We start from the raw sequence: 25,319 nt of genomic DNA, 5'->3' as shown, positions 1-25,319 counted from the left end.
TAAAGCTGTTGTATGTTTTAAGCTTAGGCTATCTTCTTTTTTCTTTAATTTTTTTATTCTTGAAACGCTTTAAGTAGGGTAGAAATTTTCATTTCGTCTTTAGTCACCGCTACACGTCCTGATCTTGTAAATTGCATGATGCCAAAGGCATTTAATTCGCGGTACAACAAATCGATTTCTTCTTTTCTTCCCGATTTCTCTAAGACAAAAAACTTCTTGTTTACCGTAACGATATTGGCGTTGCTTTCTCTAATGATATTTTGAATTTGACGCTCTTCAAAGAGCAATTCAGATTTAATTTTAAATAAGCAAGACTCTTGGTAAATGATTTCTTCTTCGGTGTGATAGTAAGCTTTGATCACTTCAACCTGCTTTTCTATCTGTCCGATGACTTTTTTCATTTGAGACTCTGTAATATTTACAACGATGGTAAATCTTGAAACCCCTTCAATTTCTGAAGGTGAGGTGTTAAGACTCTCAACGTTCATATGTCTTCTTTGGAATATTGCTGAAATTCTATTCAGTAAACCAATGTTATTTTCCGTATATATTGATACGGTGAATTTGATATTTTGATTCTCCATAATTACTCTAATCTTATATCTGAAACACTTGCACCTGTTGGGATCATAGGAAAAACATTATCTTCCTTTTCTACTCTTACTTCTAAGAAATAAGGCCCCTCACAATCAATCATGTCTTTGATAGCTGCTTTTAGATTTTTTCGTTCTGTAACTTTTTGAGCCTCGATATGGTAACCTTTAGCTATGGTTATAAAATCGGGGTTAGTCATTTCTGTAGAAGCATAACGCTTGTCAAAAAATAACTGTTGCCATTGGCGTACCATTCCTAAGAATTCATTATTTAAAACTACTATTTTTACCGGTACACGTTGTTGAAATATAGTGCCTAGTTCTTGAATAGTCATTTGGTAACCGCCATCACCAGCAATCATAACAACTTCTCTTTCTGGAGCGGCCATTTTTGCACCAATTGCAGCAGGAAGCGCAAAGCCCATTGTGCCTAAGCCACCAGAGGTTATATTACTTTTAGAAACTTTAAAGTCAGCATAACGGCAGGCAATCATTTGATGTTGCCCCACGTCGCTTACTATAGCTGCTTCTCCTTTAGTTTGAATATTGATTTCTTTAAGCACTTCGCCCATGGTTAAGCCCTCTTTAGTTGGGTGAAGGTCATGTTTTATAACCTTATCGTATTCTATAGCATATAAATCCTTAAATTTTTGATGCCAATCGTTATGCGAATTTGGTTCTAATAATGGCAGTAAACTTTTTAGACTTGCTTTAGCATCACCAAGCACGGCGATATCTGTTTTTACATTTTTATCAATTTCAGCAGGGTCAATTTCAAAATGAATGACCTTCGCTTGTTTTGCATATGAGGCTAAATTACCTGTAACACGATCGTCAAAACGCATCCCTATTGCAATTAAGACGTCACATTCATTGGTTAAAACATTAGGCGCATAATTACCGTGCATACCTACCATACCTACATTTAAAGTGTGATCAGTTGGTATGGCTGAGGCGCCTAAAATGGTCCAAGCAGATGGAATTCCGGCTTTTTCAATGACGGCTTTAAATTCTTCTTCGGCTTTACTTAAAATAACGCCTTGTCCCCATACAATTAGTGGTTTTTTAGCGGAATTTATAAGGTCTGCAGCGGCTTGAAGTGATGTTGTATCCGTTTCGGGAACGGGCTTATAACTTCTTACACCTTTACATTTTTCATATTTAAAGTCGAATTCTTCAAACTGTGCGTCTTTTGTAATATCAATTAATACAGGTCCTGGTCTTCCGCTTTTAGCAATATAAAAGGCTTTAGCTAACATTTCTGGAATTTGCGAGGCCTTGGTAATTTGGCAATTCCATTTGGTTACCGGTGTAGAGATGCCTACAATATCGGTTTCTTGAAACGCGTCACTTCCTAATAAATGGGAACCCACCTGACCTGTAATACATACCATAGGAGTTGAGTCTATCTGTGCATCTGCAATTCCAGTGATAAGATTAGTAGCTCCAGGTCCTGAGGTAGCCATACAAACTCCAACTTTTCCAGAAATTCTGGCATAGCCCTGAGCCGAATGTGTTGCTCCTTGTTCATGACGTGTTAGGACGTGGTGAATTTTATCTTGATACTTATAAAGTTCATCATACACAGGCATAATGGCACCGCCTGGATATCCGTAAAGTATATCGACACCTTCAGCCAATAAACACTTAATAATGGCTTCACTACCAGAAATACGTTCTGTAGTAGAGCTTTGCTTCAATTTATTTTCTTCTGTTTTAATTTCCATAGGGTTTAATGGATTATGGAGTGTGGCGGTTGAGGTCATTGGTCTTGTTGATAAAGGCCATTTAATTCTTGGCTATATGCTCCTTGTCTTTTCTTATTTTAAAACTCATCAGTAACACATCCTTTCGATGCTGATGATACGGTTTTGGCGTATTTGTATAAGACGCCACGTTCAAACTTTAATTCTGGTGCGGTCCATTGTTCACGTCTTTTTTGAAGTTCTTCTTCAGAGACCTCAAGAGAAATGGAATTGGTTTCTGCATCAATGGTAATAATGTCACCGTCTTTTACAACTGCAATGGTTCCACCTTCTTGTGCTTCGGGTGTAATATGACCTACTACAAAACCGTGAGTCCCTCCAGAGAAACGTCCATCGGTTATCAACGCCACATCTTTTCCTAGTCCGGCCCCCATAATAGCCGCTGTTGGTTTAAGCATTTCTGGCATTCCTGGTCCCCCTTTAGGGCCTTCATAACGAATAACCACGACATCTCCTTTTTTAACTTTTCCGTCTCGGATACCATCGTTAGCCGCATATTCGCCTTCAAAAACCTTAGCTTTTCCTCTGAAACAGAGTCCTTCTTTTCCTGTAATTTTAGCAACACTTCCTTCGGTCGCTAAATTGCCATACAACATTCTAAGGTGTCCTGAAATCTTAATTGGTTCTTCTATAGAATGTATGACGTCTTGTCCTTCGGCTAAATCTGCAACATCCAATAGGTTTTCAGCAATCGTTTTTCCAGTAACCGTCAAACAATCGCCATGAATTAAGCCTTTCTTTAATAAGTATTTTAAAACGGCAGGAATACCGCCAATGGCATGCACATCTTCCATTAAGTATTTACCGCTTGGTTTTAAATCGGCTAAAAATGGCGTGTTGTCACTTATGTCTTGGAAATCTTTTAAGGTAAAATCTATTTGAGCCGCTCTAGCAATCGCTAAAAAGTGTAATACGGCATTGGTAGAGCCTCCTAAAATCGTGACCAGTCTTACGGCATTCTCAATTGATTTTCTGGTAATGATATCTGAAGGTTTAATATCTTTTTCTAAAAGCACACGTAAAGCTTCACCTGCTTTTACGGACTCTTCTTTTTTTGCATCGCTTAAAGCGGGGTTAGAGGAGTTAAATGGTAAGGTCATTCCTAAGGCTTCAATGGCTGATGCCATGGTGTTGGCTGTATACATTCCGCCACAAGCCCCAGCGCCCGGACAGGCTTTTTCAACAATATTTTGATATTCGGTTTCATCCATGGTGCCTGCCACTTTGCTTCCCCAGGCTTCAAAAGCAGAAACAACATCAAGTTTTTTTCCGTTGTGGCATCCTGAATCTATGGTTCCGCCATACACTAATATAGACGGTCGGTTTAATCGGATCATGGCCATTAACGCGCCTGGCATGTTTTTATCACAGCCTACAACAGTCACTAAACCATCATAACTCATAGCCTGAACAACAGTTTCCATAGAATCTGCGATGATATCTCTAGAAGGTAACGAGTAACGCATGCCTGGTGTTCCCATAGAAATACCATCACTCACTCCAATGGTATTAAAGATAAGGCCTACAACGTCTTCATTTTTTGTGCCTTGCTTTACAAGTTTAGCCAAATCGTTAAGGTGCATATTACAAGGGTTGCCCTCGTAACCCGTGCTGGCAATACCAACAATAGGTTTAAAAAAATCTTCTTTTGTTAACCCTATAGCATGCAACATGGCTTGAGCAGCCGGTTGTGTGGCATCTTGAGTTACGGTTTTACTGTATTTATTTAATTCGCTCATAGTTTTATTAAAGGCAAAATTGATTTAATGAATCTAAATTACTTGTTATGTATGGTTTTGATAATAAGATTGCAATTGTTCATCTAAATTCAATGTTTGCGGGTTTGTCTTAAATTGTTGTAAATCAGTTATTTAATAGGTTTTAATTATGATGTTCAAAAGCTTTAATTTTTTGCATAAAAAAAAGCCTTCCAAAAGAGTGGAAGGCTTACGATATAGTGTTATTTAATTTTATATTATAGCATCCCATGGCGTCGAAGAATAATTTCGATGCGAATAATAATAATGCTATTTAAGAATTGTCTGTTCATTGTACTTGTCAAATATTGGAATTTAAATCTGTTCTGCAAAATATTTAGAGGACAAATTTCCGGAGATGGCCCGTAAAATATGCGACGCGAAGAATTGAAGTGGATTTTAAATTAGCAGTCTTCCTAATGTTTTATCTTTGTGAATAACGAAGGTTAGATTTACGTCTCTTTGGGCATTTTTTAGCGTGTCTATCGACTTCAATTTTTTTAATCCTGTGACCCTAATTAGGTATTTTAAGCTTATGAATAAGTTTCTTTCATTCACATTACTTTTAATTATAGTTTCATTTAAATGCTTTGGGCAATTTGCGCCTAGTATCCATAATTACACCTTGGCCGAATATAAAGCGGGAAACCAAAACTGGGATATCTCCAGAGCTCCTGATGGTAAAGTGTATGTAGCTAACAATAGTGGTTTGCTAGAGTATGATGCTTTGGTTTGGAAATTTTATCCGTTACCCAATAAAACTATTGTACGTTCTGTTTTAGCAACTAAGGATAGAGTGTACACGGGGTCTTATGAAGCTTTTGGGTATTGGGAACGTGATGAATTTGCACAACTAAAATACCATTCTTTAAGTGCTTTGGTGGCCGATCAAATTGCACCTAATGAAGAGATTTGGGGAATTGTAAAGTATAAGGATAAAATTATTTTTAGATCGTTCTTAAACGTCTATGTCTATGATTTTAAAACCGTAACACAGCTTAAGTCGCGATCGGTTATTATTTCTTGTAGTGTTGTTGATGATAAAATGTTGGTAAGTACCTTAAATGAGGGTGTTTTTGTGTTAAAGGATATGCGTTTGGAACCTTTCTTTTTTGATGACCTCTTAAAAGATACCAAAATCGTTTCTATCGATGCTTATGAAGGGAAACTGCTCCTGGTTACCTCTTTAAAAGGAAGTTATTTCTTAGAGGAGGACCAACTTAAACCTACCGATTTTGAAATTAATAAAGCGATTAAACAGCACCAGCTAAATGAGTTTTCGGTCCTTAAAAATGGGGATATGGTTTTTGGGACTATTAAAGATGGATTGTTTCTCACCGACCATCAAGGGCGTAAAAAGTTTCATATTAGTAAGGAAAATGGACTGTTTAATAATACGGTTTTAGGGCAATGTTTAGATGATACCGATAATCTGTGGCTGGGTTTAGATAATGGTATTGCAAATGTAGAACTGCATAGTTCTAATTACTTTTTTAACGATGTTTCTGGAAAGCTCGGCGCGGTTTACGATGTGTTACCTTATAAGGGGCATATTTATGTAGGAACGAATACAGGATTATTTCGTTTAAAAGACGATGGAACATTGCAATTTATTGAAGGGTCTCAAGGGCAGGTTTGGGATTTGGAAATTGTTGAAGGCGATTTGTTCTGTGGTCATAACGAAGGAACGTTTATTGTTAAAAATGATCAACTCACTTTAATATCGAACTATACTGGGGGTTGGACAATTAAGAAAGTTCCGGAGCGCCAAGGGACCTATATTCAAGGGACCTACTCTGGATTGGTAAAGTTTGAAAAAAAGAATGGGGTTTGGAAGGCCCAGCATTTGGGAAAAACAGCAATCCCGGCGCGATTTCTAGTGTTTGAAAATCCAACCACCGCTTGGGTGGCTCATGCCATAAAAGGAGTGTCTAAAATTAAATTTTCTGAAGATTATAAGAGCATTGAGTCGGTCTTAAGCTATGAAGCTAAGGGAATTAGTTCACCTTATAATGTTCGTGTCTATAATATAAAGAACAATATTAGCTTTAAATCGACCAATGGGGGATGGCAGAAGTATGAACCTGTCTTAGATTCCATTGTACCTTATACCTTATTAAATGATGTCTTAGGAAAAGAGAGTTATATTATTTCTGATGATAATGCCGATTTGTTTGCCTTAAAAAATAAAGCAGGCTTTATAAAATTTAAATCTTTAGATAACAGCCAAAAAGAATTTGTGCTCAATGATAGTTTTCTAAAGAATAGCTATATCATAGGTTATGAAAATGTTTCTGTGCTATCGGACTCTATTTACGCATTGAACTTGGATAACGGCTTTATGATTATTAATTCTAAAGCCACCGCACGTGTAGAATTGTATAAACCTAAAATTGAAAGCATCAGCATTAACGAAGTTCCTGTAGCGATTCAGGATTTAGATAAAGCACCAATAGATTTTAAGTTTAAGGAAAGTATTAGTGTGGTGCTGTCATCGTCTAAATCAAAAAATCATTATTTTGAATATCATATATCAGAATCTAAAGTGCTACCGAAAAATGCGGACTGGTATAAAGTGGAGGGGCCAAAAGTAGAGTTCGATAATTTATTAGATGGAGACTATACCTTGTTTTTTAGAACTGGCGATAATGCGGGGAACGTTTCCGAGGTACAAGTTTTAAATTTAGAAGTTTTACCACCATGGTACAAGGATACTTGGGGTTATGTGGTCTATTTTGTTTTAGTGCTATTAACAGTGGTTTTATTTTATACTCTTCACCATAAAAAAATGGCCAAAGAGCAACGACTTATAAGGGAGAAGTACCAAAAAGCGCAACAAGAAATGCTTCGTGAGCAAACTTTAGAAAATGAAAAGCGAATTGTACAATTAAAAAACGACTCTTTACAGAATGAAATAAAACTTAAGAGTAAACAATTAGCTAATAATGCCATGGCCTTGGTGAAGAAAAATGAAACCCTTCAAGATATCAAAAAGGAATTGATGGCAAATAAGGATAGTTTCAGTAATTATTATTCGTATAAAAAGTTGGTAAAAAAGCTCGATAATTCTATAGTTCTTAAAGACGAATGGGAAGTTTTTGAGAATAATTTTAGTCAGGTACATGATGAATTTTTTGAAACCCTTAAGGCTAAACATTCGGTCCTTACTCCGAAAGATTTGAAGATTTGTGCCTACATCAAAATGAATCTTTCCTCTAAAGAAATCGCTCCGCTAATGAATATCTCGGTCAGAGGTGTGGAAACCCATAGATACCGATTGAAAAAGAAGTTAGATTTGGAAAATGACATTTCTTTGGTGGATTATTTATTAAATATCAAAAATTAGATGTAATAATTCTTATTATGATGACACATCACTACGTCATTACTACGTCATTTAGGAGAATATAACCCTACTACAACGTTTTTTTTATAGCTTTATAGTACGTCATAGCTGGTTTTGTGGTGCGATGTACCCTGTATTGCCGATGTATGGCGTATTTAAAATGTAAATAGATGTTAACAAGGTTTAACATTAGATTTTAACTTCGTAATTAAATAAACTAACTCTATTATTTAATATTAAACAATCTATATGAAAACAAAAATTAGTCTATTGTTGATGTTGTTTTTTTCGATCTGTTCTTTTGCACAACAGAAAGAAATTAATGGAACTGTAACAAGTGAGAGTGATGGAATGCCCTTACCAGGGACAAGTGTCATAATTAAAGGAACAAGTAGAGGAACCACTACAGATTTTGATGGAAACTATACCATTAAAGCTGAAGTCGGGGACCAAATTGAGTTTAGCTATGTCGGATTTACGCCGCAGGTCATCACCGTAACCAGTGAATCTCAAATCAATGTCATCTTAAAGGATGATATTGCATCGCTTAATGAAGTCGTTGTTGTTGGGTATGGAACTCAGAAAAAAGCCGATTTAACCGGAGCCATTTCTACTGTAAAATCTGAAGATGTTGCTAAAACACCGAGTAGTAATGTTATGCAATCTATTCAAGGTAAAGTGGCTGGTGTACAGGTGGTAAGTAGCGGTACACCTGGGGGATCTCCAACAGTGCGAATTAGGGGAGCCAATTCTTATAAAGGTGGAGATACACCACTTTACGTGGTTGATGGTATGTTTTATGATACCATTGATTTCTTGGATACCAATCAAATTGAAACGATTTCAGTGTTAAAGGATGCGTCTTCAATTTCAATTTTTGGACAAGCGGGGGTTAACGGTGTTATTATCATTGAAACTAAAAATGGTAGAACCGAGCAGAAGCCTGTATTTACTTATAATGGCTACACCGGGTATCAGAATGCTCAAAATGTACTTAAAATGGCCAATGCAGAGCAGTTTGTTACGATGGCTTACGAATCCAATTCTCAAGCTGATATCGATTTTGTAAACAATGCTATGCAACGTTTTGGGAGAAGTCGTGTAAATCCTAATGTGCCAGATGTAAATACAGATTGGTATAAGGAGATTCTGCGTGTAGCTCCAATTTCTAGTCATGCTATAGGTGTTACAGGGGGGTCAGAAAAAACGACTTATAGTGTAAATGCTAACTACTTTTCGCAAGAAGGAATTTTAGATATGAAAAATGAGTATGAGCGTTTTAACATTCAATCTAATATAAATATTGAATTATCAGAGCGTTTAACGCTTGGTACTAATGCTATTTTTAGTAATGCTACGCAATACAATCCTGAAAATGGAGCTTGGTTTCAAGCGTATTCAGCAGTGCCAATCTTACCAGTATATGATTATACCAATACGGCTGCGACATCAACACCGTTTTCAGATGCTACCTTATTAGGTTACCGTGGGTCTCAAAACCCATTCCCTTCAATGACTTATAATAATAATCAGCTTAAAATCAGAAAGGTTTTAACAAGTATGTTTTTAGACTATAGCTTAATTCCAGATAAATTAAAGTTTAAAACATCTTACAGTCATGATTATTCTACGATATCGGAACGTAATGTGTATTTACCGTATTTTATTTCTGGGCAATCGCAACGTGCACAATCTGGTATACGAAGAGCTGAGTTAAAATACTCAAAGCAAATTTGGGATAACACTTTAACGTATACAGATACTTTTGGAGATCATAACCTAACCGTTTTAGCCGGATCTTCTTACAGAGACTATCAGGATAATGCGTTTTCAGCGACAGGTAATGAAATTCAAGGTATTGGCTTAGAGAGCTCTTGGTATTTAAATTTTGCCGATCCAACAACGTTTAATGAGCAAGTTTTTGAATCGGGAGACCGTCAATATTCTATTGCTTACTTTGGTAGAGTAGAATACAGTTATAAAGATAAATATTTATTTAATGCCACCTTAAGGCATGAAGGAGACGGAAGATTCCCTCGAGAAATATGGGTAACAACACCAGCTGTTGGATTAGGATGGGTGCTTTCTGAAGAAAACTTTTTAAAGGATAGCAATACTATAGACTTCTTAAAATTAAGAGGAAGTTGGGGGCAGTTAGCCAATGGATTCTTAGGCGGTAGTGCCGGTACAAGAACCGTATCTCAGACAACGGCAGATATTGGAGATACACAAATGAACGGTATTTTAACAACCAATACGTTTCAAAACTTAAAACGTGAGATTTTAGAAGAAACAAACTTTGGTATTAGCTCACGTCTCTTTAATAATAGATTGACTTTAGAAGTTGACTATTACATTCGTGATACTAAAGATTTAGTATTACCTAAGGTAACGCCTATTACTGCTGAAGTTGTTGATACTAATATTGGAGAAATGCGTAACCAAGGTTTAGAAGTTGCAGCCGCATGGACACAGCATATTAATGACGATTGGAGTTTCTCTATTGGAGGTAACATTGCAACTCTTAAAAATGAAGTCACTAAAATAGATAGCGAACAAGGTTATGTAGATACAGGGAGTGCTGAGTTCCGTCAACGTCTTATTGTAGGCGAGCCTGTAAATGCTTTTTATGGTTGGGAAGTTGCTGGTGTTTACCAAAATGATGCGCAAGTAGCAGCAGATCCAACTGCACAGTACGAAGCAAATCAAAATAATAACCAATTAATTCCTGGAGATCTAATTTATAAAGATCAAAATAACGATGGTGTTATTGATGCTGATGACCGTGTGGTATTAGGTTCTTATTTACCAACCTTTAGTTATGGTGGTAACTTCAATGTGTCTTATAAAAACTTTGAAGTCTCTGTTGCAGTTTCTGGTCAGACTGGAAATAAAATCTTAAATCGTAAAAGAGGTGAGGTGATCTTTACTAATGACACTAATATTGATGCTGATTTTGCAATTAATAGATGGCATGGTGAAGGGACAAGTAATTCTTTCCCATCCTCAGAAGGAAGAAGAAAAGCTTGGAATCAGAAAATGAGCAGCTTCTTTGTAGAAGATGGTTCGTACTTTAGAGTTCAAAATATTCAGTTAGCCTATACACTTCCTGCAAAAGCTTTGGGTGAAAATATGCCAGAAGTAAGATTTACATGTACGGCAGAGCGTCCTATCACGGTTTTTAGTTACAACGGATTCGATCCTGAAGTTAGTAATGGTGTAGATCGTCAGACCTATCCTGTTCCTGCAGTATATACTTTTGGTGTGAATATTAAAATTTAAAAAAAAGCTATTATGAAAAATATAAATCAAATAATAAAACCGTTAGCGCTTACGCTAGCAATCTGTATGGTCGTTTTTTCATGTGCAGATAAATTAGAAGAAAATGATGGTCAGCTCGCAGCAGATGATCTAGATTTTACCATTTCTGAGGATATGATTTTACCACTTATCGGGTCCTATTCAGCAGTGTATTCAAGAGGATGGGAAGATCCATTATTAATTGGTGTTAGAGGTGATGATGTAAATGCAGGAGGGCTTGGAGATCAACCGCAGTTTGCAGATACAGACCTTTTTAATTACGATAACGGGTTTTGGATGTACAACCAAATTTGGGAGAATTTCTATGGTGATATCGTAAGAATTGTAAGCTCTCGCGAAACCATACAGTCGTACAAAGATTTTGCTGTTGAAGATGAAGATATAGAACGTGCAGACCAATATATGGCAGAATGTAAAGTATTAAGTGGGTTTACACATTTTCAAATGTCTAGACTTTGGGGAGATATCTTTATTATTGAAACGTCTAATATTACAGAAGAGTTAGATAATGGGGTAAAAACCAAAGCAGAAGTCATGCAATACATCTCAGATCTAATGGATGAAGCCATTCCTTTCTTGCCAGATGCTAGACCAAACGAAAGACAAGATGTTTCTGGTGGGGTTACTAAGTATACCGCTTTGGCAATTAAAGCATTAGCGCAATTAGAATTAGAAAATTACCAAGCTGTAGCCGATGTTACAGGAGAAATTATCAATTCTAATAAGTTCAACCTGTATCCAGATTACTACCATTTATTTAAAAAAGAAGGCGAGCGTAGTAATGAAAATTTATTTGAACTCCAGTTCTCAGATTACGGTACAGAATCTGGTACTGAGAACGCTCATGAGTACGGACCATTCGGACCATCAAATTGGACACCAGTTGTAGAAGGTGCTTCTGGAGGTTGGGGCTTCTATGAGCCAAGTTTAAAGTTTATTAAATTCATGATTGATAGAGGGGAAACTACACGATTAACTACAAGTGTTAATTTCACACCTCGTGGTATTGATGAAATCACTTCAGATCCGGCTTATGCAACCTTACCAAGCTTTATCTCTAATGTAACTGAAGATGGTGACATCTTTAACGATTACGCTAGAGCGATGTTTGCCAGTGGAAAACATTATTTACCATCTGTAGATTTAACGCCTGGTAGAACAAGATATGGTTCTGGTAAAAACCTTTTAGTTATCAGATACGCAGAAATCTTATTAATGTATGCAGAAGCCTTAACGCAAGGCGCAAGTGGTTCAGCAGGCTCTGCTGACGATGCTGTAAACGAAGTAAGAGCAAGAGTGGGAATGCCAGCATTAACAGGAGTAACTACTGATGATGTTATGGATGAAAAATTTGCTGAACTTGCTATGGAATGGGGGGTACGTTACTTTGATATGATTCGTTTAAATAAGTTTGATGAATTAAGTTATGAAGGACGAACATTTACAGCTGATGATAAGCTTTTACCTTACCCACAAGCACAGTTAGATTTATTACCACTTAACCAATAAAAACCTAGAACATGAAAAACATATATAAATACATATTAGGATTGGTTGTAATGCTAAGCATGGCATCATGCTACGATGGTATTGATCCAATTACAGACGTAGATCCAGGACCAGATGCAGGAGCACCTGTAGTCACCATTAACTATCCTACAGAAGGAACGGTAATCACAGGTCTAGAGCTGATAGTGCCTATTGAGATTAAATTTGAAGTAGAAGATGATATCGAAGTAAGTTCAGTGGTGCTTAACTTAGACGGTGTAGACATTGCAACCTTCGATACGTTTTTAGATTATAGAGTGGTTAACGAAACCTTTACTTATAATAGCCTTTCTAGTGGCAATCACGTATTAACGGTAACCGGTAATGATTTAGCCGGAAATGCAACCATCAGTACGGTTAACTTTTCTAAAGCCCCTCCTTATGAAGCACTATTTGCAGGTGAGGTTTTTTATATGCCTTTCGATGGTAGTTATACAGAACTTCTATCTATAACAGAGGCTTCAGAGGTTGGTACTCCAACTTTTGCAGGTGAGTATTTTGCAGGAACAAACGCTTACCGTGCAACTCAAGATTCTTACATCACATTCCCAGTGGAAGGTATGTTTGGAAGTAATATGAGTGGTTCGTTCTGGTACAAAGTGAACGGAGATCCAGATAGATCAGGGATTTTAACTATCGGAAATGATATTCCTGAAAACAGAAATCAAGGTTTAAGGTTATTTAGAGAAGGGAGTGCAACAGAGCAACGTATTAAATTAAATGTTGGTACTGGAGATGCTGAAAGTTGGAATGATGGTGGTGTTATAGATGTCACTGCTGACGAGTGGGTACATGTAGCATTTACAATTTCATCAACAGAAACGATCATTTACCTTAATGGTTTACCTGTGTATACAGCAGAACTTGGTGGTGCTATTGATTGGACAGGAACTGCGGATTTAACCATTGGTGCAGGAGGTGAAACCTTTAGCTATTGGGGGCACGAATCGGACAACAGTATTATGGATGAATTGCGTTTGTTTGATACCACATTAACGCAAGACGAAATTCAGAATATGATTAACGTCACTAATCCTTATGAGCCAACCTATGATGGTGAAACGTTTTACATGCCTTTTGATGGGTTTAATACTGAATTTGTAAGCTTAGATGAACCAACTATGGTAGGGGCTACAACCTTTTTAGGTGAAGGTTACGAAGGAGGAAATGCGTTTATGGGTGCGGCAGATTCTTACCTTACATTTCCTATAGATGGCTTGTTTGGTGCTGATGCTTTTAGTGCAACCTTTTGGTATAAAGTTGATGGAACGCCGGATCGTTCAGGAATTTTAGTTGTAGGAAATGATATCCCTGAAAATAGAAATCAAGGTTTCAGATTATTCAGAGAAGGGAGTGAAACGGAGCAACGTATAAAAGTGAATGTTGGGACTGGTGATGCAGAAAGCTGGAATGACGGTGGTGTTATTGATGTTACTGCCGGCGAATGGGTTCATGTGGCTCTAACAGTTTCGGCTACAGAAAGTAAAATTTACTTTAACGGTGTAGAGCAACTTTCATCTGCATTAGGCTCTAGTATAGACTGGACGGGTTGTACAGAGATTACAATTGGAGCTGGTGGGGAGACCTTCAGTTACTGGGGGCACTTATCAGATTTAAGTGGTATTGATGAGTTAAGGTTGTTTAATAAAGCCTTATCGCCGTCAGAGATTGCAGAGATGCTTTAAGACGCTAAAAGTTAGAAAAGATTGAATTGAATAATCCCGACTAATTACCCCTATATTTTATTGGCGGCATGCTTAGAATCCCTAATTATGCCGCTATATCCCAATACTTTGGGCTATAGATTCCGCTGTGCATAAAAGTATCAGAGCAGCCTAAATTATGTCTTGTTCTGAAGGTGATAAGTGGATTTTTATACAGGGTTTATTCAACATAAATTAGCTCATCGCAATAGGGTGACGCTAAAAATATAATTAACGATTAAAAAATATGAAAGTGTTTAATTTATTAATAATCGCCTTGTTCTGTTTTAATTGTGGTTCCGATGATGGTCCTGGCTATCAAGAACCTTACGATCCTAATGGTGATGATGATCCGATAGTTGAAACTTTAACGGATGATGAATTAATGGATCTTACCCAAGAGTCTACATTTAAATATTTTTGGGATTATGCGGAATCTAATTCGGGTGCCGCAAGAGAGCGTTACCATATGGATGCGCCGTCAGATAGTCAAAATGTAGTGACCACTGGTGGAAGTGGTTTCGGACTTATGGCTATTCTTGTAGGGATAGAAAGAGGTTTTATTTCTCGAAGCGAAGGCTATGAACGTCTCAATCAAATATTAAATTTCTTTGAAAATGCCGATCGTTTCCATGGGGCTTGGCCACATTGGATAGATGGTAACAACGGTAACGTTATTCCATTTAGTGATCAAGATAATGGAGGTGATTTAGTAGAAACGGCACTTTTAGCACAAGGCCTTATCTGTGTTAAAGAGTATTTTAAAAATGGATCTGAGGACGAGATGGCTTTAGCGAGTCAAGCAGATGCATTATGGAAAGGTGTAGAGTGGAATTGGTATACTCAAAATGAAAATGCCTTGTATTGGCATTGGAGTCCTAATCACGGCTTTGCTATGGACCTCGAATTAAAAGGCTATAACGAAACTTTAATTGCTTTTATTCTAGGTGCAGCTTCTCCAGATTATAGTATTACTCCAGAGGTGTATCATGAAGGATGGGCGAGTAATGGAGCAATTGTTACCGGGTCAAGTCAGTATGGTATTCCTTTAGTCTTAGATCATGCGGGTTCAGGTAGTGGTCCATTATTTTGGGCTCATTATTCCTATTTGGGTCTAGATCCTACAAATTTATCAGATCAGTATGCCAACTACTGGGAGCTAAATGTTAATCACAGTAATATCAATTATCAACATTGTGTGAATAACCCAAATAATTATGCTGATTACGGTGAGGATTGTTGGGGACTTACCGCAAGTTACAGTCGTAATGCGGACGGTTCTACAGGATATTCAGCGCATAATCCTGATAATGATTTAGGAGTAATTTCTCCAACAGCTGCCATAAGTTCTATGCCCTATACACCAGAAAAATCATTAGCAGCCTTGCATTATTTCTATAGTAAGAAGAACACCTTATTAGGTCCTGCTGGATTTTATGATGCCTTTAGTCCACATTATAACAATTGGGTAACAGAACGGTATTTAGCTATAGATCAAGGCCCAGAAATTATCATGATTGAGAATTATAGAACAGGATTATTGTGGAATTATTTTATGCAAAATGAAGACGTTCAGAATGGTTTAACCAATCTTGGATTTTCATTTTAATCCAACATTTATAGGCTTATGAAATATTTATTTTTAATCTCATTTTTAAGTATCGTGATTTCTAGTGCAACAACAGCTCATGCTCAAGAAAAGGAAGCACCAAAAGCACTATTCTCTTATGAACAGCATATTGCTCATGGTGATACTTTAAAGTACAGAAAACTGTTGCCTAAAAATTTTGATGCCTCTAAAGCTTATCCCCTAATTGTCGTGCTTCATGGTGCAGGTGAACGCGGATCGGATAACGAGAGCCAATTGCTGCATGGTAGTGGTTTGTTTTTAAAGAAAACAGTGAGAGATTCATTTCCAGCGATGGTCATTTTTCCACAATGTCCTAAAGATGATTATTGGGCAAAACTAGAAGCGGATCGTTCCACAAAACCAATCACATTTAATTATAAATATAAGGAAGCGCCTACTAAAGCAATGGCTTCCGTTATCGATTTAATGACCCAAATGTTGGCTCAGCCTTATATCAAAACCGACCAGGTGTATGCTATGGGCTTATCCATGGGAGGTATGGGAACTTTTGAGTTGATTTACCGTCATCCTAAAATGTTCGCAGCCGCCATTCCAATTTGTGGTGGTGGTGATCCAGAATCGGTAACCGCTTTTGCTCAGCATATACCACTTTGGATTTTTCACGGGGCTAAAGATGATGTTGTAGATCCTAAGCTATCCTTAGCAATGGCTTCAGCAATTATAAATGCAGGTGGTTTTCCTAAACTTACGCTTTATGATTTTGCAAACCACAACAGTTGGGACCCTGCTTTTGCAGAACCAGAATTATTAACATGGCTTTTTTCAAATACTAAAATATAATAATGAAGAAATTAATTAACGTACAAACTATCGCAATTGCTGTTATGGCAATGACATTGGCAAGCTGTAATTCTAATACAGATACGGCTAAGACGGCGCAATCACAGACTGAGAACCCGTATGCATCAAAAGTAGATTCTATTTTAGAATTAATGACTATTGATGAAAAAATTGGACAATTAAACCTTCCTACTTCAGGAGATATTACCACAGGTGCGGCTAAAGGTTCTGATGTTGGTAAGCGTATTGAAGAGGGTAAAGTTGGAGGCTTATTTAATATTAAAACAGTAGAGAAAATTTATGAAGTTCAGAAAATTGCGGTTGAAAAAAGTCGCTTAGGAATTCCATTAATTTTTGGGATGGACGTTATTCATGGTTATAAAACAACCTTTCCAATTCCATTAGGACTTTCTAGTTCATGGGATATGGAGATGATAGAACAAACGGCTCGTGTTGCGGCTACAGAGGCTAGTGCAGATGGGGTAAACTGGACCTTTTCTCCAATGGTAGATATTTCTAGAGATGCTAGATGGGGACGTGTTTCTGAAGGAAATGGTGAAGATCCATTTTTAGGAAGCCGTATTGCTGAAGCAATGGTGAGAGGTTATCAGCAAGATGATCTTAGTGCCAATAATACGCTAATGGCTTGTGTAAAACATTTTGCATTATATGGTGCTGCAGAAGCAGGGCGTGATTATAATACGGTAGACATGAGTAAAATAAGAATGTATAATGAGTATTTAGAACCTTACAAAGCAGCGATAGATGCTGGTGTTGGATCTGTGATGGCCTCATTTAATGAAATTGATGGTGTGCCAGCAACAGGAAACAAATGGTTGTTAACAGATCTTTTAAGAGACGATTGGGGATTCAATGGTTTTGTGGTTACCGATTATACAGGAATTTATGAAATGATCCCTCATGGTGTAGGTGATAAATTTGAAGTTTCAGAGCAAGCTTTAAAAGCGGGTGTAGATATGGATATGGCTGGCGATTCGCCTTCTATTCCAGCTGCTTTCGCAAAAACACTGAAAACCTCTTATGAGAATGGAAAAATTTCAATGGACGATATTGATACGGCTGTAAGACGTATGTTAACAGCTAAATTTCAATTGGGTTTATTTGATGACCCTTATAAATATTGTGATATAAAGAGAGCAAATACTGAAATTTTTACCCCAGAAAATAGAACCTTTGCGCGTAAAGTTGCAGCGGAATCTATGGTATTGCTTAAAAATGAAGCTCAATTATTACCGATTAAGAAGTCAGGAACTATTGGTTTAATAGGTCCATTGGCTAAGGCTGCTAATAATATGGCGGGGACTTGGAGTGTGGCTACAGATCAAGAAAAATCTAATTCTGTTTTTGATGGTTTAACGGAAGTTATCGGTGATAAAGCTACTTTATTATACGCTAAAGGAAGTAATGTAGATTACGATTTAGAATTAGAACGACGCGCTACAATGTTCGGGAAGTCAATTCCTAGAGACGGCCGTACCGATAAACAATTATTAGATGAAGCGCTTCAAGTGGCTTCAAAATCTGATGTTATTGTAGCGACCCTTGGAGAGTCAGCAGAATTCAGCGGAGAGAGCAGTAGTAGAACCGATTTAGGCATTCCTCAAGTGCAAAAAGATTTATTAAATGCTTTGCTTAAAACGGGAAAACCAGTGGTGTTAGTGCTGTTCACGGGACGTCCTTTGGTGTTAGTTGAAGAGAATGATAATGTGCCTGCTATTCTTAATGTGTGGTTCCCGGGAAGTGAAGCAGGAAGAGCCATTTCAGATGTGTTATTTGGAGCGGTAAACCCTTCTGGAAAATTAACAGCAACCTTCCCACGAAATGTTGGACAAGTGCCAATTTTCTACAATCACAAAAATACAGGTCGTCCTTTAGGGAATGATGAAGGTCGCTTTGAGAAATTTAAAAGTAACTACATTGATGTGCGTAACGAGCCTTTATATCCTTTCGGATATGGTCTAAGTTACACCACTTTTGAGTATTCTAATTTCAACTTAAATACAACACGTATCGATAATAATGGAACGGTTGAGGTTTCTGTAGATGTTACCAATACCGGGGATTATGATGGTAAAGAAGTGGTACAACTTTATGTTAGAGATCTTGTTGGTTCCGTTACCAGACCCGTAAAAGAATTAAAAGGTTTTGAGAAAGTAGCCATTAAAAAAGGCGAAACTAAAACCGTTAACTTTACCCTAACTGTAGAAGATTTAAAATTCTATAATTCAGCATTAGATTTTGTTGCTGAACCAGGAGAATTTCAGGTTTTTGTAGGGACTGATTCTGATACAGAGATGATGAAAACATTTCAATTAACAAAATAACAGTGTTGTAATGCAACCTTAAATAACCTGCTATAGAGTGCAGGTTATTTAAGGTGTGTTACACATTACAAGTATCCGTTAGATTAATAGCTACCCTATGCCACATATATGTTTTAAGTACAAATCCCTAGTCTTATTGCTGTATGTGGCTTTTACTTGTTTTCTCAAGGCTCAGACGAAAATGATTAATTCGGGTTGGCAGTATTCTAGTGATAAAACAACTTGGGAAACCGTAAATATTCCGCATAGCTGGAATGCTACAGATGCTTTTGATGATGAGCCGGGCTACCGTAGGGGTTTAGGCTACTACCAAAAAACACTGTTTATAGCTTCGGAATCTCAAGAGCACATTCAGTATTTAAAATTTAATGAGTTTAACCAATCAGCGGTTGTCTATATTAATGGAAAGGAGGTCGGAACGCACCATGGAGGCTATACAGCCTTTAATTTTGATATTACGACTTACTTAAACTACGATGCTTATAACCGTATTGAGGTTACTGTAGACAATTCCCATAACGAAGATATTCCACCACTTGATGCCGATTTTACGTTTTACGGCGGAATTTACCGTGATGTAGAATTTATAAGTTTACCCAAACAACATATCAGTTTAAAATAAAACCGTTTTAAATGGGTTATTAATTGAAAAACTAGATTAAATGAAATCAATCAGCAGTTTATGTATTTTCTTATTGAGTTTGGGGCTTTCGGCGCAAACAATGACCACTTATACCTATGCCATAAAAGGGAAAGACACCTTAAAAATGGATGTATTTACACCAAAAGGGATAGGAAAAGATGAAAAATTACCCGTTTTGCTATGGATGCATGGCGGTGGATTTTCTGGGAGTCATAGAGCTTATCCGGATGATCAAAAATTGGTGTCGTATGTGGCGAAAGCACAAAATTATATCGGGGTATCTATCGATTACCGTTTGTTGCGAAAAAATAAAGCTACCGGATTTGGTTGCGATTGTACCAAGGATGAGAAGATAGAAACCTTTAAGCAAGCTACTATTGATTATTTAGATGCTGCAAAATATCTTATAGCTCAAGCTGAAAACTTACAAATTGATACCACAAAAATAATTGCTGGAGGAAGTAGTGCTGGGGCAGAAGGTAGTCTTAACGCGGTATTTCTTAGGGATTATTTTATAAAGGATAAAGCGGCATATGCCAATGTGAAATTTGCCGGAGTATTTGCCTGTGCGGGAGCCGTGCTTAATGCTAGTTACATTTCAAAACATAATGCCATTCCTGCGGTTTTATATCACGGCACGGAAGATAATTATGTGCCTTTCGCAAACGAATCGCATCGCTTATGTCTTCCGCAGCAAGCTGGATATTTGAAGCTTGATGGATCTAAAGTCATCGCAGCCAAACTACAAGCCTTAGAAACGGCTTTTTATTTTCATATGGTAAAAGGAGCTGGTCATGAGATAGCGAGAATCCCTGCTAATAAAGATTTAGATCAGATATTTGAGTTTTTTAATCAAACCGTAATTCATAATGAGGTCATTCAGACTAAAATCATTAAAGAAAAATAAGGATGAAAAAATCTCTAGTAATAGCCATCGTCCTTTTATTGGCGCTTCAGTCTTGTCAGCAAAATTATGGTGATATAGATATTTGGGAGTTGTATGACTTAGAAGCCGATCCTGAAGAACTTCAGAATCAAATTGAAAATCCAAACTACGATACAATAGAAGCACAATTACGCGTACAACTTAAAGCACTTCAAGATCGATATAAAGTTGGTAATCAGGAATTTGAACGCGAACCGAAAGTAAAAGTGCAACGTGCTTTTAAACAATTTGAACGATTACGAGGGCATATAGGGACCTCTTACAACCCATTAACCGCTAAGACACTAAATTATAAACGATGAAAAAACTACTTTTTTTCTGTACAATAGGCTTGTTTTTTTCTTGCCAAAATGAAACGGATAAAACGGAAACGCCACCTGTGAGTTCCACGGAAAAGGCCATGGTAAAGGAGGGTTTTCAAACCTATATTAACCCGTTAGATATAGATTATACCTATATGGTGTATAATTCTAGCAGTAACCAATCGTACCGTTCTGGGGCAGATCCTGCAGTGATAGAATTTAAAGGGGAATATTACATGTTTGTCACCCGCTCTTTTGGATACTGGCATTCTACCGATTTGGTAAATTGGGATTTCATTAAGCCGAAACAATGGTTTTTTGAAGGGAGTAACGCCCCAACCGCCTTTAATTATAAAGATTCCTTAGTTTATTTTGCGGGTAACCCTGCAGGCTATGGTAGTATTCTTTATACCGACGATCCTAAAAGTGGAAAGTGGAACCCAACGGCTTCCATTACAAATAACATTCAAGACTCGGAATTGTTTATAGACGATGATGGAAAAACCTACTTGTATTGGGGGTCTTCTAATGTGCATCCACTTCATGTAAAGATGCTCAATAAAGACGATCGCTTTTTAGAAACAGGGGTGCGTAAAGAATTGTTCAATCTTGTTGAAGAAGAGCATGGATGGGAACGCTTTGGGGAAAATAACTTTCATCCTACACTTAAAGAAGGGTATATGGAAGGGGCTTCTATGACCAAGCACAACGGAAAATATTATTTACAATACGCCGCTCCAGGAACACAATTTAATGTTTATGCCGATGGAGTATATGTTGGAGAAACACCATTAGGGCCTTTTGAATATATGAAAAATAACCCGATGAGTTTTAAACCCGGTGGATTTACCAATGGAGCCGGACATGGAATTACGGTAAAGCAAACCAACGGGCAGTACTGGCATTTTGCGACGATGGCTTTAGCCTCAAATGCGCAATGGGAACGCCGTTTGTGCATGTTTCCCACTTATTTTGACGAAGATGGACTAATGTATAGCAATACCGCTTATGGCGATTATCCACGTTTTGGTGCTAATCATCCTACCAAGGCAGGGCAACATAATGGTTGGATGTTATTATCGTATAAAGCTGAGGTAACAGTAGCCTCTTCATTAATGCAGGTTAAAAAGTTTACTTCAGATGACGATGCCGTTGAGGTTACAGAATTACCCTTAGAAAAAGATGCACAAGGTCGTATCATCTCTAAAGTTTTAACAGACGAAGATCCAAAGACATTTTGGGTGGCAGAAGCCAATGATGATAAGCAAACAATCACTGTTGAAATGTTAAAGCCTGGATATATCCATGCCTTTCAATTAAATTTTCACGATCATGAATCGGGTATATATACACGTACTGAAGGTTTAAAACATCAATTTACAATTGAAACTTCAGAAGATGGTAATAATTGGACAACCGTTGTAGATCGCAGCACAAGTGAAAAAGATACCCCTAACGCCTATATTGTTTTAGAGGAAGCGGTAAAAGCGAGATATGTGCGTTATCATAATGTAAAAGTACCTGGTGCTAACTTTGCCATGTCAGAGTTTAGAGTGTTTGGTTTAGGTTTAGAAGCCAAGCCATCAGCAGTAGCTGGTTTTGAGGTGGAACGCCAAGCAGATCGTAGAGACGCCGCCTTTACATGGAACGCTGTAGAAGGGGCTCAAGGCTATAATATAAGATGGGGTATCGCTGAAGATAAGCTTTATCAGTCTTGGCAGGTTTATGATACCACCACACATTTAATGCGTTGTTTAGATCGCGATACGCCATATTATTTTACAATTGAAGCGTTTAATGAAAATGGCATTTCAGAAAAGAGTTCAGTTGTTTATGTTGAATAAGTTTAGAATAATGAAGTATTTATTAATTTGTTTTATGGGGCTCTCTAGCTTTGCCTTCGCTCAAGATATTTCTGTGATGAGCTATAATATAAAGCTAGATTATCCTAAAGATGGGGTGAATAGCTGGGCTAATAGAAAACCGTTTTTTATAAAGCAACTTAAATTTTATGAACCCGATATTATTGGGGTTCAGGAAGCCATGCCTAATCAAATGAAAGCCATGGATAGTCTTTTGGTAGACTATAGTTATGTGGGCGTAGGACGCGATGATGGTGCAGATGCAGGCGAGTATTCTGCCCTGTTTTATAAAACACAGAAGTTTGAAATCTTAAAGTCAGGAACGTTTTGGCTATCCGAAACTCCAGATGAAGTTTCTAGAGGATGGGATGCGGTATGCCATAGGATTTGTACCTATGCTTTACTAAAAGATAAAGCTTCAGCAAAAACCTTTTGGTTGTTTAATACTCATTTTGATCATGTGGGGGAATTAGCACGGACCAATAGTGCGGTCTTAATTCTTGAAAAAATTAAAGCTTTCAATATAGAAGATGTACCGGTCGTATTAACGGGGGATTTTAATATGGAGCCAGATCATCCGAGTATTCATCGTATCATGGAAGATCTAAACGATTCAAAACAAATAGCAAAACTAAGCTTTGGTCCGGAGGGAACTTTTAATGGTTTTCATTTCAATAAGCCTGTAACCAGACGTATAGATTTTGTGTTTGTTTCAAAAGAAGTGGAAGTGCCAAAATACGCCGCACTCAGTGATAATTGGAACTTGCAATATCCGTCAGATCATTTGCCAATTTTAATTACATTGCGGCTCAAGTAACAGAAATTAATTAAGTCTCTTAAATATTATTAAATACATATATAAAATGAAAAAAGGTGTTTTTTTATTGCTAATCGCAGCGGTTTCCGCTTTAGGTGGTTTGCTTTTTGGTTATGATACAGGTGTCATCAACGGTGCACAATTTTATCTTACAGAATATTTTAATCTCAGTGATGCCTTAAAAGGTTGGGTTGTTGGTAGTGCACTTTTGGGCTGTTTTGTCGGGGCTATCGTCGCAGGACCTTTAAGTATAAAAATAGGAAGAAAGTGGTCTTTAATTATATCGGCTATCTTTTTTACGGTCTCAGCATATGGTTCGGGGCTTCCAGACTTTTTACCACAAACGGTGAGTATGTTGGTGGTGTTTAGAATTATTGGAGGGCTAGGTATTGGTGTGGCTTCTATGAATGCTCCGATGTATATCGCAGAAATTGCCCCTTCAGATATTAGAGGGCGTATGGTTACTTATTACCAATTAGCTATTGTTATTGGTTTCTTTGTAGTTTTCCTAGCAACATATTTTATAGGAAGTGATCTAAGTGTAGAAGAAAATATTGATTTCGGATGGCGAAGAATGTTTTGGTCAGAATTAATTCCAAGTATTCTGTTTTTAATCTTGTTGTTTATCGTGCCTAAAAGTCCACGTTGGTTGGCTTTAAAAGGAAAAGAAAAAGCGGCATTAGCCGTGTTACAACAGATTAATGGAAATGAAGTGGCTAATAAGGAGCTGCACAACATTAAAGAGTCTTTAAACAAGACTAATGATGGTGTTAAAGTGAGTTATTTCTCAAAAGGCATATTAGCTATCATTGCCATTGGTACTGTGTTGTCAATGTTGCAGCAATTTACAGGTATTAATGCGGTATTGTATTACGGTGCTGATATTTTTGAAAAAGCTTTAGGCTTTGGAAAAGAAGATGTATTGCAGCAACAAATACTTTTAGCATTCGTAAATTTAGTATTCACATTTGTGGCGATGTTTACGGTAGATAAATTTGGTAGAAAGCCCTTATTGTATATCGGATCTGTTGGGATGATAGTAGGCTTCTTATTGTTAAGTGTAACCTTACAGCAAGGTAATGTTGGGGTGTTGTCTTTGATTGGTGTGTTAATGTTTATTGCATCGTTTGCATTATCAATGGGGCCTGTTGTTTGGGTGTTGTTGGCAGAGATGTTCCCTAATAAGATAAGAAGTGTAGCTATGTCTGTAGCGGTTGCGGCACAATGGGCAGCAAATTATATGGTATCACAGTCTTTTCCGGTGGTTATGGGAAGTGAAATGAATACCAGTGCGCCATGGAACGGCTCATTGCCGTATTACATTTTTATCGTCTTTATTTTAGTTATTGTTTTTGTGACCTATAAGTTTATCCCTGAAACTAAAGGGAAATCTTTAGAGGAAATTGAAGAATTCTGGAAATAAGACTTAAATTTTAAGACTCATATTTAAAAATCAAGGTGGAAACGTCTTGATTTTTTTGTTTGTACTGGAAATGGTTAAATTGTTGTAGGACATAAGATTATACCAGGACACTTATAAGTAATGTAAAAAGGCGATAAGGTTATTAAATTAAAGTAGCTTGAGTGGCTTAGGTCAATATAATGTCAGTTTTATAAAGTCTAGTAAAGTATAGCGCCAGTATAGATGGTATATAGATGATGTATGGATAGTGTATGGGTGTCTAAGATAATTTTGTATAAAGATGATTATCTAACGTTTATGCACAACGGTTAGCGAGTTAAAAAAACACGTTTATACTTGTCTAAACCGTGCTTAACCCCTAAATAGGTTATAACAGAAATAATTAGGCAATAGTATAAAACCAAAAAACCCGATTCATCTGAATCGGGTTTTGGTGGTGGTGCCTCCAGGAATCGAACCAGGGACACAAGGATTTTCAGTCCTTTGCTCTACCAACTGAGCTAAGGCACCAATTGC

Annotated in this window: 16 protein-coding genes and 1 tRNA gene; 13 read left to right on the top strand and 4 right to left on the bottom strand. The window is 37.2% G+C overall.

All coding sequences use genetic code 11. From position 1 onward, the window contains the following. Nucleotides 1–53: 53 nt before the first annotated feature. The 3 genes from ilvN to ilvD form a co-directional block, all read right to left on the bottom strand. Nucleotides 54–584: an acetolactate synthase small subunit gene (gene ilvN, locus DFQ08_RS14390; protein ID WP_114310734.1), complete on the bottom strand. Its 531-nt coding sequence runs from the start codon at nucleotides 582–584 to the stop codon at nucleotides 54–56. Nucleotides 585–586: 2 nt separating this feature from the next. Further along, nucleotides 587–2,320 (bottom strand): biosynthetic-type acetolactate synthase large subunit, encoded by a 1,734-nt coding sequence (gene ilvB, locus DFQ08_RS14385; protein WP_114310803.1) that lies wholly within the window; start codon nucleotides 2,318–2,320, stop codon nucleotides 587–589. Between the two features lie 98 nt (nucleotides 2,321–2,418). After that, complete coding sequence (gene ilvD / locus DFQ08_RS14380; RefSeq protein ID WP_114310733.1) at nucleotides 2,419–4,098, bottom strand: dihydroxy-acid dehydratase; 1,680 nt, start codon at nucleotides 4,096–4,098, stop codon at nucleotides 2,419–2,421. Between the two features lie 553 nt (nucleotides 4,099–4,651). Between ilvD and DFQ08_RS14375 the strand changes: the two genes are divergently transcribed. The 13 genes from DFQ08_RS14375 to DFQ08_RS14315 all read left to right on the top strand — a co-directional run bounded on the left by DFQ08_RS14375 (nucleotide 4,652) and on the right by DFQ08_RS14315 (nucleotide 24,803). Next, nucleotides 4,652–7,462 (top strand): helix-turn-helix and ligand-binding sensor domain-containing protein, encoded by a 2,811-nt coding sequence (locus DFQ08_RS14375; protein ID WP_114310732.1) that lies wholly within the window; start codon nucleotides 4,652–4,654, stop codon nucleotides 7,460–7,462. A gap of 249 nt (nucleotides 7,463–7,711) precedes the next feature. Then, nucleotides 7,712–10,744 (top strand): SusC/RagA family TonB-linked outer membrane protein, encoded by a 3,033-nt coding sequence (locus DFQ08_RS14370; protein WP_114310731.1) that lies wholly within the window; start codon nucleotides 7,712–7,714, stop codon nucleotides 10,742–10,744. 12 nt (nucleotides 10,745–10,756) lie between these two features. Next, entirely contained in the window at nucleotides 10,757–12,292 is a 1,536-nt protein-coding gene (locus DFQ08_RS14365; RefSeq protein ID WP_114310730.1) for a RagB/SusD family nutrient uptake outer membrane protein, read from the top strand. A gap of 11 nt (nucleotides 12,293–12,303) precedes the next feature. Next, on the top strand, nucleotides 12,304–14,016 hold the full coding sequence (locus tag DFQ08_RS14360) for a LamG-like jellyroll fold domain-containing protein (RefSeq protein ID WP_114310729.1): 1,713 nt from the start codon (nucleotides 12,304–12,306) through the stop codon (nucleotides 14,014–14,016). Nucleotides 14,017–14,281: 265 nt separating this feature from the next. After that, a complete protein-coding gene (locus DFQ08_RS14355; RefSeq protein ID WP_114310728.1) occupies nucleotides 14,282–15,643 on the top strand; it encodes a glucoamylase family protein in 1,362 nt (453 codons plus the stop codon). 18 nt (nucleotides 15,644–15,661) lie between these two features. Further along, nucleotides 15,662–16,465, top strand: coding sequence for a carboxylesterase family protein (locus DFQ08_RS14350; protein ID WP_114310727.1), 804 nt, complete (start codon nucleotides 15,662–15,664; stop codon nucleotides 16,463–16,465). A gap of 2 nt (nucleotides 16,466–16,467) precedes the next feature. After that, nucleotides 16,468–18,810 carry a beta-glucosidase BglX gene (gene bglX, locus DFQ08_RS14345; protein WP_114310726.1) on the top strand — a complete coding sequence of 781 codons (2,343 nt, stop codon included), beginning with the start codon at nucleotides 16,468–16,470 and terminating at the stop codon, nucleotides 18,808–18,810. A gap of 97 nt (nucleotides 18,811–18,907) precedes the next feature. After that, complete coding sequence (locus DFQ08_RS14340) at nucleotides 18,908–19,432, top strand: sugar-binding domain-containing protein (RefSeq protein ID WP_114310725.1); 525 nt, start codon at nucleotides 18,908–18,910, stop codon at nucleotides 19,430–19,432. A 40-nt stretch (nucleotides 19,433–19,472) separates the two neighbouring features. Then, nucleotides 19,473–20,360, top strand: coding sequence for an alpha/beta hydrolase (locus tag DFQ08_RS14335; protein WP_114310724.1), 888 nt, complete (start codon nucleotides 19,473–19,475; stop codon nucleotides 20,358–20,360). A gap of 2 nt (nucleotides 20,361–20,362) precedes the next feature. After that, the gene (locus DFQ08_RS14330) at nucleotides 20,363–20,701 is read left to right on the top strand and encodes a sulfatase/phosphatase domain-containing protein (RefSeq protein ID WP_114310723.1); all 339 of its coding nucleotides are present in this window, start codon (nucleotides 20,363–20,365) and stop codon (nucleotides 20,699–20,701) included. Further along, nucleotides 20,698–22,545, top strand: a complete 1,848-nt coding sequence (locus DFQ08_RS14325; protein ID WP_220235590.1) for a family 43 glycosylhydrolase — start codon at nucleotides 20,698–20,700, stop codon at nucleotides 22,543–22,545. Before DFQ08_RS14330 ends, DFQ08_RS14325 begins: the two co-directional genes overlap by 4 nt. A 10-nt stretch (nucleotides 22,546–22,555) precedes the next feature. Then, nucleotides 22,556–23,380, top strand: coding sequence for an endonuclease/exonuclease/phosphatase family protein (locus tag DFQ08_RS14320; protein WP_114310802.1), 825 nt, complete (start codon nucleotides 22,556–22,558; stop codon nucleotides 23,378–23,380). A 46-nt stretch (nucleotides 23,381–23,426) separates the two neighbouring features. Continuing rightward, the gene (locus tag DFQ08_RS14315; protein ID WP_114310722.1) at nucleotides 23,427–24,803 is read left to right on the top strand and encodes a sugar porter family MFS transporter; all 1,377 of its coding nucleotides are present in this window, start codon (nucleotides 23,427–23,429) and stop codon (nucleotides 24,801–24,803) included. Nucleotides 24,804–25,237: 434 nt separating this feature from the next. Here the strand turns inward: DFQ08_RS14315 and DFQ08_RS14310 are convergent. Beyond that, a tRNA-Phe gene (locus DFQ08_RS14310) sits at nucleotides 25,238–25,313 on the bottom strand. Between the last annotated feature and the right edge of the window lie 6 nt (nucleotides 25,314–25,319).

It is taken from the genome of Winogradskyella arenosi (assembly GCF_003337305.1).
Classification (GTDB): domain Bacteria; phylum Bacteroidota; class Bacteroidia; order Flavobacteriales; family Flavobacteriaceae; genus Winogradskyella; species Winogradskyella arenosi.
Note: the sequence above shows the minus strand (reverse complement) of the source record. Positions and strands in the feature narration are given on the sequence as shown.

Bases quoted from the DNA above. Each gene is read 5' to 3' on its own strand.
- ilvN (WP_114310734.1), bottom strand. From the start codon at position 584: ATGGAGAATCAAAATATCAAATTCACCGTATCAATATATACGGAAAAT.
- ilvB (WP_114310803.1), bottom strand. From the start codon at position 2,320: ATGGAAATTAAAACAGAAGAAAATAAATTGAAGCAAAGCTCTACTACA.
- ilvD (WP_114310733.1), bottom strand. From the start codon at position 4,098: ATGAGCGAATTAAATAAATACAGTAAAACCGTAACTCAAGATGCCACA.
- DFQ08_RS14375 (WP_114310732.1), top strand. From the start codon at position 4,652: ATGAATAAGTTTCTTTCATTCACATTACTTTTAATTATAGTTTCATTT.
- DFQ08_RS14370 (WP_114310731.1), top strand. From the start codon at position 7,712: ATGAAAACAAAAATTAGTCTATTGTTGATGTTGTTTTTTTCGATCTGT.
- DFQ08_RS14365 (WP_114310730.1), top strand. From the start codon at position 10,757: ATGAAAAATATAAATCAAATAATAAAACCGTTAGCGCTTACGCTAGCA.
- DFQ08_RS14360 (WP_114310729.1), top strand. From the start codon at position 12,304: ATGAAAAACATATATAAATACATATTAGGATTGGTTGTAATGCTAAGC.
- DFQ08_RS14355 (WP_114310728.1), top strand. From the start codon at position 14,282: ATGAAAGTGTTTAATTTATTAATAATCGCCTTGTTCTGTTTTAATTGT.
- DFQ08_RS14350 (WP_114310727.1), top strand. From the start codon at position 15,662: ATGAAATATTTATTTTTAATCTCATTTTTAAGTATCGTGATTTCTAGT.
- bglX (WP_114310726.1), top strand. From the start codon at position 16,468: ATGAAGAAATTAATTAACGTACAAACTATCGCAATTGCTGTTATGGCA.
- DFQ08_RS14340 (WP_114310725.1), top strand. From the start codon at position 18,908: ATGCCACATATATGTTTTAAGTACAAATCCCTAGTCTTATTGCTGTAT.
- DFQ08_RS14335 (WP_114310724.1), top strand. From the start codon at position 19,473: ATGAAATCAATCAGCAGTTTATGTATTTTCTTATTGAGTTTGGGGCTT.
- DFQ08_RS14330 (WP_114310723.1), top strand. From the start codon at position 20,363: ATGAAAAAATCTCTAGTAATAGCCATCGTCCTTTTATTGGCGCTTCAG.
- DFQ08_RS14325 (WP_220235590.1), top strand. From the start codon at position 20,698: ATGAAAAAACTACTTTTTTTCTGTACAATAGGCTTGTTTTTTTCTTGC.
- DFQ08_RS14320 (WP_114310802.1), top strand. From the start codon at position 22,556: ATGAAGTATTTATTAATTTGTTTTATGGGGCTCTCTAGCTTTGCCTTC.
- DFQ08_RS14315 (WP_114310722.1), top strand. From the start codon at position 23,427: ATGAAAAAAGGTGTTTTTTTATTGCTAATCGCAGCGGTTTCCGCTTTA.